This is a genomic window from Elusimicrobiaceae bacterium, from assembly GCA_028700325.1.
Lineage (GTDB): Bacteria > Elusimicrobiota > Elusimicrobia > Elusimicrobiales > Elusimicrobiaceae > JAQVSV01.
Map to the genome: position 1 here is coordinate 1 of JAQVSV010000049.1, position 16,035 is coordinate 16,035.

20 protein-coding genes and 1 tRNA gene are annotated in these 16,035 nt (G+C 59.4%); 4 read left to right on the top strand and 17 right to left on the bottom strand.

What is annotated here, in order from left to right:
* The 13 genes from deoC to PHW69_07100 form a co-directional block, all read right to left on the bottom strand.
* A partial coding sequence (gene deoC, locus PHW69_07040; GenBank protein ID MDD4004943.1) for a deoxyribose-phosphate aldolase occupies window positions 1–653 on the bottom strand: 653 nt, incomplete at its 3' end.
* Window positions 646–942 (bottom strand): EutN/CcmL family microcompartment protein, encoded by a 297-nt coding sequence (locus tag PHW69_07045; GenBank protein ID MDD4004944.1) that lies wholly within the window; start codon window positions 940–942, stop codon window positions 646–648. The genes PHW69_07045 and deoC, both read right to left, overlap by 8 nt.
* On the bottom strand, window positions 933–1,262 hold the full coding sequence (locus PHW69_07050; protein MDD4004945.1) for a EutN/CcmL family microcompartment protein: 330 nt from the start codon (window positions 1,260–1,262) through the stop codon (window positions 933–935). The genes PHW69_07045 and PHW69_07050 overlap by 10 nt, the downstream gene beginning before the upstream one ends.
* On the bottom strand, window positions 1,259–1,708 hold the full coding sequence (locus tag PHW69_07055) for an RpiB/LacA/LacB family sugar-phosphate isomerase (GenBank protein MDD4004946.1): 450 nt from the start codon (window positions 1,706–1,708) through the stop codon (window positions 1,259–1,261). Before PHW69_07055 ends, PHW69_07050 begins: the two co-directional genes overlap by 4 nt.
* A gap of 86 nt (window positions 1,709–1,794) precedes the next feature.
* Window positions 1,795–2,343, bottom strand: coding sequence for a BMC domain-containing protein (locus PHW69_07060; GenBank protein ID MDD4004947.1), 549 nt, complete (start codon window positions 2,341–2,343; stop codon window positions 1,795–1,797).
* Window positions 2,344–2,354: 11 nt separating this feature from the next.
* Window positions 2,355–3,764 carry an aldehyde dehydrogenase gene (locus tag PHW69_07065; GenBank protein ID MDD4004948.1) on the bottom strand — a complete coding sequence of 470 codons (1,410 nt, stop codon included), beginning with the start codon at window positions 3,762–3,764 and terminating at the stop codon, window positions 2,355–2,357.
* Between the two features lie 16 nt (window positions 3,765–3,780).
* Entirely contained in the window at window positions 3,781–4,089 is a 309-nt protein-coding gene (locus PHW69_07070) for a EutN/CcmL family microcompartment protein (protein MDD4004949.1), read from the bottom strand.
* Window positions 4,090–4,198: 109 nt separating this feature from the next.
* Window positions 4,199–4,483: an ethanolamine utilization microcompartment protein EutM gene (gene eutM, locus PHW69_07075; protein ID MDD4004950.1), complete on the bottom strand. Its 285-nt coding sequence runs from the start codon at window positions 4,481–4,483 to the stop codon at window positions 4,199–4,201.
* Window positions 4,484–4,518: 35 nt separating this feature from the next.
* Complete coding sequence (locus tag PHW69_07080) at window positions 4,519–5,103, bottom strand: phosphate propanoyltransferase (protein ID MDD4004951.1); 585 nt, start codon at window positions 5,101–5,103, stop codon at window positions 4,519–4,521.
* A 50-nt stretch (window positions 5,104–5,153) separates the two neighbouring features.
* Entirely contained in the window at window positions 5,154–5,933 is a 780-nt protein-coding gene (tpiA, locus tag PHW69_07085; GenBank protein MDD4004952.1) for a triose-phosphate isomerase, read from the bottom strand.
* Between the two features lie 120 nt (window positions 5,934–6,053).
* A complete protein-coding gene (locus PHW69_07090) occupies window positions 6,054–6,764 on the bottom strand; it encodes a hypothetical protein (GenBank protein MDD4004953.1) in 711 nt (236 codons plus the stop codon).
* A 312-nt stretch (window positions 6,765–7,076) separates the two neighbouring features.
* Window positions 7,077–8,267 (bottom strand): S8 family serine peptidase, encoded by a 1,191-nt coding sequence (locus PHW69_07095; protein MDD4004954.1) that lies wholly within the window; start codon window positions 8,265–8,267, stop codon window positions 7,077–7,079.
* The gene (locus tag PHW69_07100; protein ID MDD4004955.1) at window positions 8,264–9,676 is read right to left on the bottom strand and encodes a radical SAM protein; all 1,413 of its coding nucleotides are present in this window, start codon (window positions 9,674–9,676) and stop codon (window positions 8,264–8,266) included. Before PHW69_07100 ends, PHW69_07095 begins: the two co-directional genes overlap by 4 nt.
* Window positions 9,677–9,789: 113 nt before the next feature.
* Here PHW69_07100 and PHW69_07105 point away from each other — a divergent pair, with 113 nt between their 5' ends.
* Window positions 9,790–10,797: an AI-2E family transporter gene (locus PHW69_07105; protein MDD4004956.1), complete on the top strand. Its 1,008-nt coding sequence runs from the start codon at window positions 9,790–9,792 to the stop codon at window positions 10,795–10,797.
* A 301-nt stretch (window positions 10,798–11,098) separates the two neighbouring features.
* On the opposite strand, the gene PHW69_07110 is transcribed toward PHW69_07105, so the two are convergent.
* The 3 genes from PHW69_07110 to PHW69_07120 are packed head-to-tail and all read right to left on the bottom strand — an operon-like array spanning window position 11,099 to window position 13,892.
* Window positions 11,099–11,464, bottom strand: a complete 366-nt coding sequence (locus PHW69_07110) for a hypothetical protein (GenBank protein ID MDD4004957.1) — start codon at window positions 11,462–11,464, stop codon at window positions 11,099–11,101.
* 26 nt (window positions 11,465–11,490) lie between these two features.
* Window positions 11,491–13,239 (bottom strand): ABC transporter substrate-binding protein, encoded by a 1,749-nt coding sequence (locus tag PHW69_07115; protein MDD4004958.1) that lies wholly within the window; start codon window positions 13,237–13,239, stop codon window positions 11,491–11,493.
* A 5-nt stretch (window positions 13,240–13,244) separates the two neighbouring features.
* On the bottom strand, window positions 13,245–13,892 hold the full coding sequence (locus PHW69_07120) for a hypothetical protein (protein ID MDD4004959.1): 648 nt from the start codon (window positions 13,890–13,892) through the stop codon (window positions 13,245–13,247).
* Window positions 13,893–13,977: 85 nt separating this feature from the next.
* On the opposite strand from PHW69_07120, the gene ispE reads away from it, so the two are divergent.
* The 3 genes from ispE to PHW69_07135 all read left to right on the top strand — a co-directional run bounded on the left by ispE (window position 13,978) and on the right by PHW69_07135 (window position 15,322).
* Entirely contained in the window at window positions 13,978–14,925 is a 948-nt protein-coding gene (ispE, locus tag PHW69_07125; protein MDD4004960.1) for a 4-(cytidine 5'-diphospho)-2-C-methyl-D-erythritol kinase, read from the top strand.
* Window positions 14,912–15,193 (top strand): SpoVG family protein, encoded by a 282-nt coding sequence (locus tag PHW69_07130; GenBank protein ID MDD4004961.1) that lies wholly within the window; start codon window positions 14,912–14,914, stop codon window positions 15,191–15,193. Before ispE ends, PHW69_07130 begins: the two co-directional genes overlap by 14 nt.
* Before the next feature lie 55 nt (window positions 15,194–15,248).
* A tRNA-Gln gene (locus tag PHW69_07135) sits at window positions 15,249–15,322 on the top strand.
* Here PHW69_07135 and PHW69_07140 read toward each other — a convergent pair.
* Window positions 15,308–16,035, bottom strand: a 728-nt coding sequence (locus PHW69_07140) for a zinc ribbon domain-containing protein (protein MDD4004962.1), incomplete at its 5' end; no start/stop codon positions are given. The two genes, PHW69_07135 and PHW69_07140, sit on opposite strands and share 15 nt — an antisense overlap.

The following is a 16,035-nucleotide window of genomic DNA, read 5'->3' on the forward strand; positions in this document are numbered from 1 at the left end:
GTAGCCTCGCGCACGGCCTTGATATCGTCGAACACCAGCGCGTCGTTGCCGGACTTGAGCGCGCCCACGTTTATCACCATGTCAATTTCGTCCGCGCCGTTGGCGATTGCGTCGCGCGCCTCCAGGGCTTTCACGGTCGGCGTGGTGGAGCCGAGCGGGAACCCTATCACCGTGCAGACCTTCACACCCGAGTCTTTAAGCACGCTCGCCGCCAGGCTGACATACGCGGGATTGACGCAAACGGACGCGAATTTGTATTTCGCCGCGTCGGCGCACAGTTTGCCGACCTCCTCCTGCGTGGCGTTGGCCTTCAGCAGCGTATGGTCTATCATGCCCGCCACGGCGGCGCATTCCGCGCCGGGATTGCACACGCTTACCCGGTCCGCGCCGGACAGCTTAAGCTGCTCGGCCGACATATGGCTCATCGGGTTGCAGTTCTGGCAGTTTTTGGTGCCGCACACGCCGTTGCAGGCGGGCCCGGCCGCGGCAGCCTGTGTCCCGGCCGCGTTGCGCCAGTTGGTGAGCGGAGAGGAAAATATCTTGCCCGCGGTCCCCACGGTAACCCCGCGCGCCGCGCCCGCCGAAGCCGCGCCGCGTTCCGCCATTTTCTTCACAATGCCGTTCACAATCCCGCTGATTTCTTCGTCACGCATATTTTATCACCTCGCCGTTAAAACTCACGCTGTCAACCACTCCGCAAACCACTGTCCGCACGGGCATCCTGGCGTCGCCCGTCATAACCCGCGCCGAACCGCCTTCGTCAAGCACCAGAACCGTATCGCCAGGCCCCGCGCCCACGCCTGTGTCAAGCGCCAGCTGCGCCGGCCCGACCGCCGCGCCGGCCCGGGGATCCACCGCCCGCACCAGCAACAGCTTGTAACCCGCCAGAGTGTCATGCTTGCGGGTCGCCCACACGTTCCCTTCGACTTTGGCTATGAACATTGCCCCGCCTGTTTAAACTTTTTTCCGCCGGCCTGCCAGCCGTCCACAATGCCGATTATAGCCGCGTCCACCGGAGGAAGCTCTCCGTTCGAGGCGGTTTCGCCGTCGAACCCGTCAAACGCCACCGCCGCTTCGCGCGACTGCACGAAAAAAACCTTTTCCTTCCAGCCCGCGCCGACGCAGTCCGCCGCGACCAGCGTGTCGCCGTCCGGCTCGCCGGTCATCCAGTCGAGCGGACGGATGAGCAGCAGTTTCTTGCCGTCGAGCGCGCCGTACTGGCGCGCGCAGAATACCCGGCCCGTCACCTCGGCCAGTTTCATCGGCTGTATTTCCTCTCGATCGCGGTCACTTTGTCGAGCCGTTTTTGGTGGCGCGAACCCTCAAACGCGGTCGCCAGAAAAACCTTCGCGATTTTCTGAAGCGTCAGCTCGCCGATCGTCTTGCCGCCCAGACAGAGCACGTTGCAGTTTTCATGCGCGGCGGCGAACTCCGCCGAAACCAGATCATACGCGCACACCGCCCGCGCGCCCGGCACCTTGTTGGCGGCAAACGCCACGGCCCCGCCGAACCCGTCGAGCAGGATGCCCTTTTCGAATTTGCCGGCCACCACGGCTTCCGCAACGAGCAGCGCCGGATCGGGATAGTCAACCGCCTCGGCGGTGTAACACCCGAAATCAGTCACTTCATGCCCCAGTTCCTGCAGAAACTTTTTTAGTTTTTCCTTGGCGGCCAGACCGCCGTGATCGGACCCTATTACCAGTCGCATAACAACTCTCCGTTCCTGCCGTCGCGCGCCGCCTGACCGGTGCGCGCCATACCCTGTATTCCGCGCGGCAAGCCGCGCGGACCGGCTTAAAGCGCTTTCAAAACCGCCGCGTGCGCCTGCGGAATAACCATGCGCGTCACCAGCTGCTCTGCGGGAATCGCTTTCATGCCCGCCGCGATGGCCGCGCGCACCGCGCCCACCTCGCCGTTGACGGTGAAATAGGACTTGCCGCCTATCCCCCGGCCCAGCCGCACTTCCGCCAGATAAACGGAAGCCGCTTTGCAGGCCGCGTCGGCCGCATAAACCGCGGAGATCACGTCTTTCGTTTCGATCATGCCCACGGCGTCCAGCTTTTCAGGCAGCAGCCTGGAGTCGAGCCGGTCAAACACCATCCGGTGCACGCTGCGGATGATGTGCTGCGCCACTAAAACATCGCCCGCGATTTCCGCGCCGGCCCGCAGCGAAGACTCCACCTCGCCGACCGGGCCTTTTATGACAATGTAATATTTCCCGCTGCAGATCGCCCGGGCCGTATGAATTTCCACGCCGGCCGCCTTGCACATCGCGTCCACCGCTTCGACCCCGCGCGCTATTGATTTCGTTTCCAACAGTCCCAAAGCCAGATTCGCCTGCATAGTCGGTTCTCCTAGGTGATCCTGAAATGGCCCACGGTGGCGCAGTGCAGACGCCGCACAAAACAGGTGGGCTTGCTGATCCCGTCGCCCGTCGGCGTGCCGATGGACATGCCGGCGTAGCCCTCGCCCATTCCCAGCCCGTAGATCGTGGGCGCGTTCTTGACAAAAATGGAACACTGCATCCTGCGCGCCATCCGGGTAAGACTGGCGATGTTCGTGGAATGCATCGCGGCGGTATGGCGGTTATACCCTTCCGCGTGATAGGCCAGCTCCAGCGCGGCGTCGAGATCCGGAGCTATCGTGACCGGCAGCACCGGCATCAGCTGTTCGGCCCACACCAGCGGATGATCGTTGGGCACCACGCTCCAGAGCACGCGCACGCTGTCGGGCAGGTCAAGACCTATCGCTTTGGCTATGAATCCGGCGTTATGGCCTACATAATCGCGGTTCATCACCGCTTCATGCCCGTCCGCCGCGCGCTTTTTGATGACGATATCCGTGAGCCTGTCGAACTGCTCGCGGCTCAGCTCGCGCGCGCCGGCATTGGCGCGCAAAGCGGCAAGGAATTTTTCTTTCGCTGACTCCAGCACAATCACTTCCTTCTCCGCCGTGCACAGCACGCCGTTATCGAAACTCGCGCCGAACACTATATGGTTCGCGCAGTCGGGAAACACGGCGGTTTCGTCCACCACAACCGGCGGATTGCCCGGCCCCGCCGCGATCACCTTGCAGGTTTTGCCGGTGCTCATCGCCACTTTCACGATAGCCGGGCCGCCCGTAACAAGGTTGAGGTTTGTGCCGGGATGGGACAGCAGCGCTTTGGTCGCCTCCTGCGAAGGCTCCTCCACGGTCGCCACCACGTTCGCCGGACCGCCCGCCGACAGAATCGCGCCGTTAATAAGTCGCACCGCTTCGGCGGTGGTTTTTTTGGCGGCCGGATGCGGAGCAAAAACAACCGCGTTGCCGCCGGCGAGAATAATAATGGAATTATTGATCACGGTGGCGGCCGGGTTGGTGGACGGAGTCACCGCCGCCACCACGCCGAACGGCGCGAACTCGACCAGAGTCAGTCCCTTGTCGCCGGTATAGCACTGAGAAACGATGTCGGACACGCCGGGGCTTTTGACGGCGCAGATGATGTTTTTCCGCACCTTGTCCTCGTAACGGCCCATGCCGGTTTCCTCATGCGCCATTCTGGCGAGCTTCTGCGCGTTTGCCGCCGCCGCTTCGCGGATGGCCTTTATGATCTCGCGGCGCTTTTCCACGCCCAGTTCCTGAAACACAGCCTGCGCGGCGCGCGCGGCGGATACGGCTTCATCCACCGTCTTAAACACTCCGCCGCCGGAACCACCGGGCTCCGCCGCTGTTTCAAGCCGCTTGAGCACTTCGCCGACTATCCTGCCGATATCCCGCTCGTTCATATAAAGCTCCCGCTACCTACCTGCGCGCCGGATCCGCGCTTTTGCGGAACACCGGCTTGCCGCCGTTTTCAATGGAATCCACAATGCCGAAAATCGTGCAGTCCACCGGGCGCGATTCGGTCAGCGCGGTCTGCCGGGCCGAGGAACCCTGCACCAGCAGCACCAGTTCGCCTTCGCCCGCGCCCACCGCGTCCACCGCGACCAGCGGGTTGCCCCTGGGGGCGCCGCCCACATCCACCGGCTGCACAAGCAGCAGTTTCGCGCCTACAAGTTTTTCTTCCTTGCGCGTGCACACCACGGTGCCGGTAACTCTTGCGAAAAGCATAAACTCTCCTTGCCGATCCGCCCGGCCGCGGCAAAAAATGCCTGCGGGCGGAACTCCGTGAAAATGTCGGCCCGCGCCGGGCGGCCGCCCGGCGCGAACCTAAACGGCGTTATTTCTTTTTCGCTTCAGCAATGGGAAATTTGCCTTCCAGGTCGCCGTGCGGCTGCGGGATGACATGCACGCTGACCACTTCGCCCACGCGCTGGGCGGCGGCGGCTCCGGCATCGCAGCTGGCGCGGCAGGCGGCCACTTCGCCGCGGAACAGCACGGTGCACAGCCCGCTCCCGATTTTTTCATAACCCACGATAGTGACGCTCGCCGCCTTGGCGGCTGCGTCCGCGGCTTCCACGCAGGGCACGAGCCCTTTGGTTTCAATCATTCCTAACGCTTCCATGGTGCTACCTCCGTTATTTAAAACTGCCCGACTGGTCAGACGATAAATATTTTGTCGCCGTTCTTGAGCATGGCGGCGTTGGCTTCTTCCATGTCGAAATGCGCTTCCAGCGCGAAACTGCCGCTCACGCGGCAGAGCACCTGCTCAAAAACCAGCTCCCGCTCGGTGCCGCAGCCGCAGCGCACGCGCACCAGCTCGCCGTCCCTGACGTCGAACCCCGCCGCGTCAGCCTCCGACAGGTGAATGTGCCGCTTGGCCACAATCACGCCGGAGGTGATGGTCACGGAACCTTTCGGGCCGGTCACTTTAAGCCCCGGCGTGCCCGCCAGTTTTCCGGAATCGCGCACCACGGGGCTTACGCCCAGCCTGATCGCGTCCGACACGGAAACCTCAACCTGTGTCTGCGCGCGGTACGGACCCAGAATACGCACCCTGTCAATTTTACCCTTGTCCCCTTCCAGCGTCACCACTTCCTCGCAGGCGTACTGGCCGGGCTGAGCCAGATCTTTTTTGACGGTCAGCCTGGAATCCGCGCCGAAAAGAACCTTGAAATCGCTCTCCGTAACGTGTATGTGCCTGTTTGATATGCCTACTGGTATCGGTTTTTCTGATCTTTTCATATGCTGTTTTATCACGGTTGCTATTTTAGATGTTAGTTCCGAGTTCATACTTATCCCTGTGCTTTCGCCAGCACTTCCCGGAAATTGATGATCCGCAGAAAATCTGCGGCCTTGAGGCTTGCTCCGCCGACAAGCGCGCCGTCCACGTCGGGCTGCATCATGATGCTGTCAATGTTGTCCGGCTTGACCGAGCCGCCGTACAGTATCCGCACCGCCCCGGCAAAAGCATCCGACACAAGCCCCGCAACCTGCCTGCGGATGAACAGGTGCGCGTCCTGCGCCTGCTCGGGTGTCGCGGTTTTCCCCGTGCCGATCGCCCACACCGGCTCATACGCTATAACCAGCGCGGACAGCTGTTCCGGCTTAAACCCTTTCAGCCCGCCGGCGAGCTGGGTTTCCAGCACGCGGTAGGTTTTATTGGCTTCGCGCTCGTCAAGCGTTTCTCCCACGCACAGCACGGGCGCCAGCCCGTGGCGGAGCGCGGCGGAAATCTTTTTGTTCACAAGCTCGTCAGTGTCGCCGAACACGCTGCGCCGTTCGGAATGGCCTATGATAACGTGCGTGCACCCGGCATCCTTCAGCTGCACCGGCGACACCGCGCTGGTAAACGCGCCCTTGTCTTCCCAATGGGTATCCTGAGCCGAGAGGATAATACCGCTGCCTTTCAGCGCTTCCGACACCACCGCCAGCGCGGTGAATGACGGCGCCACCATCACTTCGGCCCTGCAGCCGGGCTCCAGGCCCCGCTTAAGCGCGGTCACCAGCTCAACCGCTTCGTTAAGGGTGTTGAACATTTTCCAGTTTCCGGCGATTAATGCTTTCCTTGTCATGTGATTCGGTTCCTTGTAGTCAGTCTGTCCACGATAGTCGCGGTCTGTATTATAATAATATTATATTTACCTTTATAGCAAGTTTTTTGAAAACCTGGCAAGAGAAGCGGCGTCAGTCCACTATTTCACGGCCTGCAGCAGTATCGCCACGCCGTCATGATCGCCGGACGACAAATCACGCTCGCCCAGTATTGCGTTATCCAGCCGGACAAAATCCTTAACCAGATAGCGCCCGGTCCGGTTCATCCGCCAGCCGAAATCATCGCGCGCCTGATTAAACGAAACGAATTTATGTTCCGGTCTGGGCGCGAAATGCACTTTTTCCCGGCTGAAAGCGGCTAAAAACCAGTACTGGCCCCGGTACTGTACCGGCCCGAATATCCTGCCGTGATTATTCGTTTCCTCAAACACTTTGTTGGCGAAAGAATGCCGCCGGCGGCTGGGAAACTGCGGAACCAGCACGCCATTGATAAAACCCATATAATCGGAGCTGTGCCCGTAGCGGTCTTTATAATCCGCCGCCTCGCAGGCCGCCAGCAGCCGCGCTTCGGCGTTCCCGGCGGACGACGCATGTGAGTCCGCTATTATGACGTTAATCGGTTCGTTAAGCGTTTTTCCCTCAAACGCAATGCCAAGCCAGTCGGCTTTCTTTCCGTCATGCCGGAACATCCAGCCGTTCAGCGGCGGCAGGCCCTCTATATGCAGCTGCGCGGGAACCTGAACATCCGGACGCGGCGCCTCCGGCGCGGAAATTTCCGCGCCCCGCGCCGCCGCGATACAGCACAGCCCGACAACAAGCATCCCGGTGAAAATTTTTTTTATTTTAGCCATCCCGCCCTGTCCCCGACAAACAATATTCTTGCCGTGCCTGCCGGCCCGACCACGCGAACAGCCTCAAAAAAACGTCTCGGCCGCGGATTGATCCCTGTTAATTTTACAACAAATACAACCCTGTGCCGGCTTGTCCGCTCTCCGGGCGTGCGCCCCGGCCCCCGGGTGACTGCCGCTATCCGCCCGGCTGGCGCGCCTGTCAGGCAATCCACTTATGCCGAAACTGCCGTTCTCTCCGTAACAAAACACTCCGCAGCCCTTACGCATGACGGCGTTTGCAGCCGCGTACGCCCGGGCGTAGCCATTGAATATTTATTGCGCGGCAGGCGCGGGTGCAGGCGCGGTTTGCGCGGCGAGGCTGACGGCGCGGTAAAAATTGACGCGGCCCCAGCCGTTGGCGTCGTCGCGCCCGGGCGGAGCGAAATCGTCCGCGGTTTTGCGGATGATCTCCGCCGTCTGCTCCGCGGTCAGCGCGGGGTTGGCCGAGCGCACCAGCGCCGCCAGCCCCGCGGCAAACGCCACGGAAATGGAAGTGCCGCCGGCGGGATAAACCTCGTATTCCCCGGTAAATTTAACGTCGTACGGCCCGCGCGGGCCATCGGACACCTTATACCAGGCGGGCTCGTGCGGATTGGCGACCACCACCTCCATGCACGGAGCCAGCACATCAAGATCGGGGCCGTAATTCGTGCCCTGGGTGTAATTTTTTCCTTTCTGGTTTGTCGTTTGAGTCCACACCGCGCCACCTACCGAGCAGCCGGTAACGAGCGTGGCGGCGTTCGGGCCGGGATAGTCTTTTATATAATCGGCGTTGTTGCCCGCTCCGACGATCATGATCACGTCGTGCGCGGCGGCGTAAGCCATGGCGTCTTCAAGCTGTTTTAGGTCGTCGCCTTCCAGCCCGGCGAGCATAAGGCTCATGGCAATAACCTTCGCGCCGGAGTCGGTCAGCGCGCGCAGGCCGCCCGCTACGGAACTGGAGGCGTATTGAAGCCATTTTTTATCGAACTCTTCCAGTTCGCTTTTTTTATCTTCAAGGCTTTTCTCATATTCCCCGGCGGTGGCGGCCGGATGTTCGGCAAAATATTTTACGCGGTATCTGGTGCGCCAGTGCTCGATAATGCCCATATCCGCGCCAAGCATTTCGGAATCCGGGCAGAGGCCGCTCATGCCGCCGTCAACCGGCACGGCGCCTATTATGGAAGCGATGAACGTGCCGTGCGCCAGAGTGCGCATGTCGGTCGGATGGTGCGCGCCGGGATAACTGTAAACCTGCCGGATGCGGCCTTTAAGTCCCGGATGGTCATAATCGAACCCGCCGTCAATAATGCCGATTGTGACTCCCTTGCCGCCCGCCATGATCCAGGCTTCGTTGACCCCGAGCAGATCAAAATAAACGGTCTGTTTCTCCGTCCATGCGCCGGACGGCCCGGCCGGCGCGCCCGCACAGCCCGCCAGCATTGCCGTCGCGGCGAGCGCCGCGAGCGAAAAGATATTTTTCATGTTTTACGGGTCTCCGTTTCGGGTTCCGCGGAATTGATGCAGGTTTTCGGCCGCAGGTTCATGCGGCCGGCGAATTCCGCGGCCCGTGCGGAATCCATCCACCGGCATCCGCCTTTTTCCGCGGCGGTTTTAAGGCCGCGCAGCACGCAGTTGGCGCAATAGCTGAAATCCGGGCAGTCGCCGCAGATTTCCGGCTTGGGGCCGGGCAGTGCGGCGAACCGGTTGCCGATCCCGGAACTGAAAATCTCCTCGAAACCCTGCCTGCCGATATCGCCGAGCGACAGGCTTTTGTCAAACATCACGCAGGGGCGGAGCGTGCCGTCCGGCCCGAGCGTAACGGTACGGTGCACCAGCCCGCAGTTGCCCTTGCGCACGCTGTTCTGCTGGGCGGAGTTGGCGGTTACAAGAAAATCCCGGTTCTCTTCGAAAACGCGGTCGTAATATTCGAAATAGCGCGCGCTGTCGGACATTTTTTTTATCTGCACGATCGCGCTTTCGCCCGCCCGGCCCACGTCATAGACCATGCTGTAGGTGAACTTTGTCGCGCCGAGCTCGCGCGCCAGCCGGATCGTGTCTTCTATGTCGAAAAAATTTTCCAGCGTCACGCTCATGCCCACGCGGATGAAAAACCCGCGCTCCGCCAGCAGTTTTATGGCGCGGGTGGTGCGCTCAAACGCATCGGGCCGGCCGCGGAACCGGCTGTGGAATTCCGGGCGGTGGCTGTCGAGGCTGACAGCCACGACCATGTTATCCTTGTACTGCGCCAGCCGGTCGGCTTTCGGTTTTGTAAGCCCGTAGGCGTTGGTCAGCACGCCGAAATTGCTGGTGTGGGCGTGGCACCACTCGACGATTTGAAAAAAATCAGGGTGCAGCGTGGCCTCTCCGCCGGTCAATTCCACCACACTGCCGCCGTGCGCGTAAAATTCGTTGAGGTAGCGCATCAGAACAGCCGTGTCAATATAGCGGTCTTTTTCCGGCGAGCTGGCGCGGTAGCAGTGTTCGCAGCGCAGGTTGCAGCGGCTGGTAAGCTCAACGGTGGTATGCTCCGGGCAGAACCAGTCGCAACTGCCGCAAATCCGCACGCCGGCCGGTGCGGCCGGCGTATCCGACACCGCCAGGAGTCCGCCTTCAACCGCGGCGGACAGGAAAACCAGCCCGTCCCGTTCCGACAGCCGGTTCCGCGGGTAGCGGGCGTTATGTTCCCGTATCATCGCCTCGACGGAGCTCGCGCCCGTGCAGAATTGAAGCAGGCGCGCGCCGTCGGCATTGACGGCGCGCTTTAAGGTTCTGCGCCAGGGCGAGTTGTCCCGGTCCCGCAGGCCGGGAATGCTCAAAGTCGCTCCTTTCGGGGTTTTCTGAAGGCATGTGCCGTTCTTGAGATGGCAGAATGACCGGGAATTGACGTTCATATAGCAACAGTTTACATTATTCGGCCGGATTTAGAAATTCGGAACGGAGTCCGCGCCAGAATCCCTTTGCGCCGGGCCGTGAAAACAGCGTTTTAAAATGCTATCGTAACTGCATGAAGACCGCAGAGAAGATTTCTTATTTTTTTATGATCGCCATGCTGCTGGTGACCGTCATATTTCATCTGGCGCATGTGATGCTGGCCAGCCTGTTCGCTTTCATGCTGATGGAGTTCTTTTTCCGGCTGATAAAAAAAATGCGGCTGCCTGATTTTCCCGCCCGCACCGCGACCGCGATAGCCTTTCTGCTGGCGGTGGCGGTGGTGGCCGTGGTTTTCGTCAAATTCCTGAAACAGACCCTGCTGACCTTTCCGGGCATCGTCGAGAGCGCGCTGCCGCAGGTATCGGCTTTGGCGCAGCGTTACGGCATTGAGCTGCCGTTCAGCAGTTTCGGCGAATTGCGGGAGCTGCTTAACAGCAGAATTCTGGGCCATGCTTTAACCATCACGAAAGCGAGCACGTTTCTGACCAGAGAGGCGTTTCATATCGCGATCGGGATCGTGGCGGTGGTGCTGTTTTTCATAAGCGGCAAGCCGCCGCAGTACTGCCCGAATCTGTTCGACGCGGTGCGCCGCGAAACCAACCGCCGGATCCGCAAGTTCATGCACAGTTTCGAACGGGTGTTCGGCGCGCAGATCATCATTTCGTCCATTAACGCGGTGCTGACAATGGCGTTCCTTTACATTACGGGCATCCCGCATCTGGCCTTCCTGACCACCATGACGTTTCTGATAGGCATCATTCCCATTCTCGGCAATATCATTTCCAACTCGGTGATCGCGATAACCGCGCTGGGCATATCGTTCAACCTGGCGATGGTAGTGCTGGCGTATCTGGTGATCATCCACAAACTGGAATATTTCCTCAACAGCAAAATAATGGGCTCGAGCGTGCGGCTGCCGATGTGGCAGATGCTGCTGGCGATCCTGCTCGGCAACGTTATTATGGGCGTGTCGGGAATCATGCTGGCGCCGGCTTTGCTGCATTATATCAAGAGCGAACTAAAATCCATTCCGTGGAAAACGCCCGGCAGCCCGGCCGACCGGAAACAGTGCCCCGAATGAATCCTCGCGCCGGAATTTTGCCGGAATATCCGGCGGATCACTTGCCCGGATCGCGCGCGGGTTTTTATCCGCAAGTTCGGCAATCAAGTCTTTTATCCTGCCCCGGCTTATGCCGGGGGGTTCTGTTGGTCCAAACTTCGTTTGCCCAGCCAGCGGGGTTACCCGTCCAGGCCACTGCTTGAGCCATGCCATGCCGGCAATCATTAGGTCGTGCCGGCCAGCGCCGGGGTTTATGTGCGGAATTTATAAAAAACCGCCCGGCCGGTTCAACCGGCCGGGCGGACAGAACAAGATTCAGGTGTCAGTTCTCCGGTTCGGAGGCCGCGGGCGCGATTTCTGCCTGCGCTTTCATTTTCTGTTTTCTGCTTTCCAGCTTCTTCTGCCTTTTCCCAATCTTCTGCATTCGTTCCTCTTTGAGCTCCTTGCGCATGTCCTTGAGATCTCCTTTATGCGTTTTATGACAGCTCTTGAGCCCCGCCGCGTCCGCGGCGGCGGCGATGCAGGTTTTCAGCTGATTAAGCGAACTGATCCGCTCGTCTACCCGTTTGAGCGCCTCCTGCTTGCGCTGCGCGAAGTTGTCTTCTTTAACCGGAGCCGCAGTGTCAGCCTGGGCAAAAGCGCATACTCCGAACCCGAACCCAACCGCCAGCATCACTATTTTTCTCATTTGGTCAGTACCTCCCCTTTTTCCGATTATGGCTTCACAACCGCGTAATAATCAGGAAAATTGTGCATGCCCCACATTCCCCAGTCCGCATCCATGCCGGTCAGGCCCGACCGGTACGCCTTGAAATTGACGGGAGAATAAAGCAGCAGCTGGGGTATGTCGCGCTCGTATATCGCGTCAAGCGCGGAAAAAACGGTTTCGCGGGCCGGGCCGTCTTTATACAGCGTTTCCGCGCAAAGCCGGTCGGCCCGGGGATTGGAATAGCGCTGCATCCGCGGAATCAGCCCTTCGGAATGCATCAGCCCGAACGCATAATTGTAATAGTCCGGGTAATCCGGCTCGAATGTTTTTACGAACAGTGGCGCGCGGCCGGCGCGGATGTCCTGCTTGAAAAGCTCGGCCGAAACCGGGCGCGGATGCACTTCAAAACGCGGATTAAGGGCTTTAAGCGAGTCGGACAGAATATCCACGACCGCCTCCGCATCGGGATCGTCGAGCGGATATTCCGCGTCGCACCGGAACCCTTTTTCCCACAGCCGCCCCTCAAACGCGGTTTTCAGGCGCGCGGCGGCTTTTTCCGGATCCCGGTAATAGGCCGCCTTTTCCGGCGAGCCCGGCCGCGGAACCGGACTGGTCAGCCTCTTGCCCCTGCCTCGCAGCACCTCGGCGAAGTAGCGTTCATAGTCGAAAGCGTAGGCGAACCCTTTGCGGACATCGGCATCGGCGAAAAAGTCGGCCGGAATGCCCGTTCCGTCAAGCCGGCCGCTGCCGGTCATCGGGTTGGAGCCGGTTTCGACCTTGAACGAAAACGCAATGAACCGCCCGAGCGAGTAGTCCGGCAGCCCGTCCTTCACTGTTACATTCCGGAATTTTTCCAGGTCTTGCACGCTGGCGCGCCCGAATTCCGCGTAATCGGCGTCGCCGGTTTCGAGCATTATCTGGCGGTTCAGTTCCGACGGCTCGATAACGAATACCAGCTGGTCAAGCGGCGCGGGGGCGCGCCAGTACAGGTCGTGGCTGCCGAGCGTGAACTGGCCGGTCGTATCGTCGAAACTTTCAAGCGCGAACGGGCCGGTTCCGTTGGCGTGGTTTTTCAGATAGGAATTTTCCCGCGGGCGGTTGTTGTAGTTTTTCCAGGTGGTTTCCGCTCCGTCCCACTCGCCGTGCCGGGCGCACCAGTTTCTTGACACCACGCACGGCCACGCCGCCAGAACCGCCAGAAACGCGGGGAACGGTTTTTTCAGGGTTATGACGACATTGGCGCCGTCCACGCGCACCGCGCCGGCGGCTTCTTCAAAATCAAGCGTGATCCGGCCGGTTTTGTCGCGCGTGGAATTGATCCCCAGAATGGGATTGAGCAGAAGGCCGGACGGCCCTTCAATCCTGTCCGCCAGCATAAAGCGCAGCAGCGAATAGCGCACGTCCTGCGGCGTCATCTCCGTGCCGTCGTGGAATTTCACGCCTTTGCGGATCGGGAAAGTGTAGACGCGCCCGTCGGTGGAAATCAGCCCGTTGTTTTCTGTCGGAACCCGCTCCGCCAGCACAGGCTCGAATCCTGTGCGGTAGGACGAAGCGCCGAACCGCACAAGCGGCTCGTAGATATTCACCGCCGCCATCACGCTGTAGCGGTCGTACATATAAGCGGGATCAAGCGTGACCGGGCGGCGCGGCAGCGCGGTCACGAACACTCCGCCGGCAAACGCCGCCGGCCAGGCGCATAACACAGCCGCCAGAATGGTTTTTTTCAAAATCTTTTCAAAGGTATGGAGTATCATAATAATCAGTTGAGAAGCTGCCCGTCAGTCGAGTAAACCAGCGAAAGCCTGCGATACTGGCCGTAATCGGCCGCGCCGGTCATGAGTTTCACGCCCAGCTCGATATTGCCGTTATACATCAGATGCAGCAGCTGCGCGTAGCTGTTGTTGCTGCCGTCGCCGTATTCGGCGGACCAGACGCAGCCGCCGTTGCGGTCGTACTTCCAGAGCTTGGCTTTGTAGCGGCCGGACGGTCCGCGGATTTGCCCGCAGGCATAAATATTGCCGGCTCCGTCCACGGCCAGCGCCACGGGAATAATCTGGGCGCCGGCGTCGAACGCGGTTTCCCAGGTCAGGAAATTGCGGTAGCTGTAGGCGGCCAGCGCGAGCGTTTTATATCCGTCCATCTGGCGCGCGGCCAGTATTACAAGATTATCCGGCCCGGTCACCGCGGCAACCGGTTTCTGGCTCAGCAAGGACACATAATCCGTTTCCCAGACCAGATAGCCCGCGCCGTCAAGCCGGGAAATATGGATGTAATCCTTTCGTCCGTCGAATCTGGCGGTTGCGGAGTAAAAGTTGCCCGATGAATCGGTTGCGTAAGTGCTGCGCGATTCCTGCGCCGCAGCCGGCGCGCACAATAGCGCTGTCAGAAGCAGTATCCTTGGGATCATAAGGAAATTATACAAACAAAAAGCCCGGCAATACCGCCCGTATCATGCCGGCCGGCCCGGCATGATAGTTTTATATAATGATCAAATGGATACTGTACACGAATTCGCTCCGGCCAAAATCAATCTGTTTCTTGAAGTCACGGGCCGCCGGCCCGATGGCTATCATGAGCTTGATACCCTGTTCGCCAAGCTGAATTATGGCGACCGCCTGGAAATATCGGCCGGGCCGGATCTTTGCGGCGTGGAATTGGAGCTGACAAACAAAAGCGGGTGCGAACTGCCGGGCGGCGGCGACAATCTGGCCGTGAAAGCCGCAACTGCCTATCTCACGGAGTTCGGGATAGCCGACGGAGTGCGGCTGAGGCTGGAAAAACATATCCCGACCGGCGCGGGGCTGGGCGGCGGCTCGTCCGACGCGGGCGCGGTTCTTCGCGGGCTCGACCGCCTGTACGGGGGCGAAGGCCTGCCCAATCTGCCCAGGCTGACGCAACTGGGCGCGCGGCTGGGCGCGGATGTGCCGGTTTTTATCCGTCCCGAGCCGTTCTGGCGCGGCCGCGGAATTGGCGACCTTCTGGAACCGGTGCCTGTAAAAACCGTTATGCCGCATGTTGTGCTTGTCTATCCGGGTGAAGGAGTTTCAACCGCCGCGGCCTATAAACGGCTGCGGCCCGGCAGCCCGGACGAGATATTGACAAACTGCCGTTCCCTTAATAAAATGGTAGATAGCCTAGGAGAGGGGGAAACTCTTCCGGGGTGGAAGTCGCTGTTATATAACAGACTTGAGAAAGCGGTTCTGCCGGTTTGGACCTCAGTGGCGGAAGTGAAGAGCGAGCTGGAGTCGCTCGGTGCGGATGCCGTGTTGATGAGCGGGTCGGGGGCGACAGTGTTCGCGCTTAGTGACAGGGGAGAATTGGCTGGAGAGATAGCTTTGCGGGCCCGAAAACCGGGCCGGCGGGTTATTAAAACGGCTTTCCTTAGGAGAGGAAGCAATGGAGATTACGGAGATCAGAATACATCTGATGAACGAGGATAGGCTGAAAGCGTTTGCCAGCGTGACATTTGACAATAGCTTTGTGGTGCGCAACATGAAGGTCGTGCAGGGCAATAAAGGGATATTTTTGTGCATGCCGTCCCGGAAATTGCCGGACGGCACACACAAAGACATGGTTCACCCGATCAATCAGGATTTCAGGCAATACCTTGAAGAGCATGTGCTTAAAGCCTATGAGGAAGAACTGAAGGAAAACAGCGGCACGGTGTCCGCGACGGACACTATGCGCCAGCTGGCACAGGAAGAGTAACGGCTTCATGAAACACTTGCGGGCCGCGGCGGGGAACCGGGCGGCCCGTTTTAATTCTCGGGTGGTGTAATGGTAACACTACCGGTTTTGATCCGGTCATTCTAGGTTCGAATCCTAGCCCGAGAGCCAGTTTGGCGTCTGAGTGCGTAACTCAGCCGCATCCAATAAAAGCCCTGCATCCGGTATTTTACCGTGCAGGGCTATTTTTATGCCTTTTTCGCCTATTATTGCCTTATGCAGGACCAGATTCATCAGTTCCTTTTGCTGGTAAGGTTTCATCTGGGCGAAGACTTCGCTGAAGTTTTGCAATACTTTGCTGATTTTCTCATGACTCAGGGCGTGGCGCTGCAAGTCCTCAATTACAAATGCAAGTTCTGAAATTCCGGTTTCCAGATCCTTGCGGCGTATAGCCAGCTTGTCCAGTTTCTCCTTGAGAAACCCGGCATTACTGTCGCTTGCGACACAATCCCACCGGTTCATGAGGTTGTCGGCAGTGTTTTTGACCCTTAGTAATTCCTTCTCAAGTGCGGCTTTCTGTGTTTCCAGTTGCGGCAGCTCTTTATAAGTTTGCGCATTCGCTGTGTTGACTATCTGTGAGACGATGCGCTCGTCGCAAGCCAGGGTTTTTACGCGTTCAAGTACTGTCGCTTCAATTTCACCTGCTGGCACTTTCCTGCGGCAGGCACGATTCTTGCATACATAGTAGTAATACCGGACATTGCTTCTGCCTATTCCTGAAGTGCCTTCCATTGGACTCCCGCATTTATCGCACCATAGCAACCCGCTGTTTAGGATATAGCTGTGTTTGAGCGGAAGTGTGCCGTTATGTTTTGTTTTGCAAT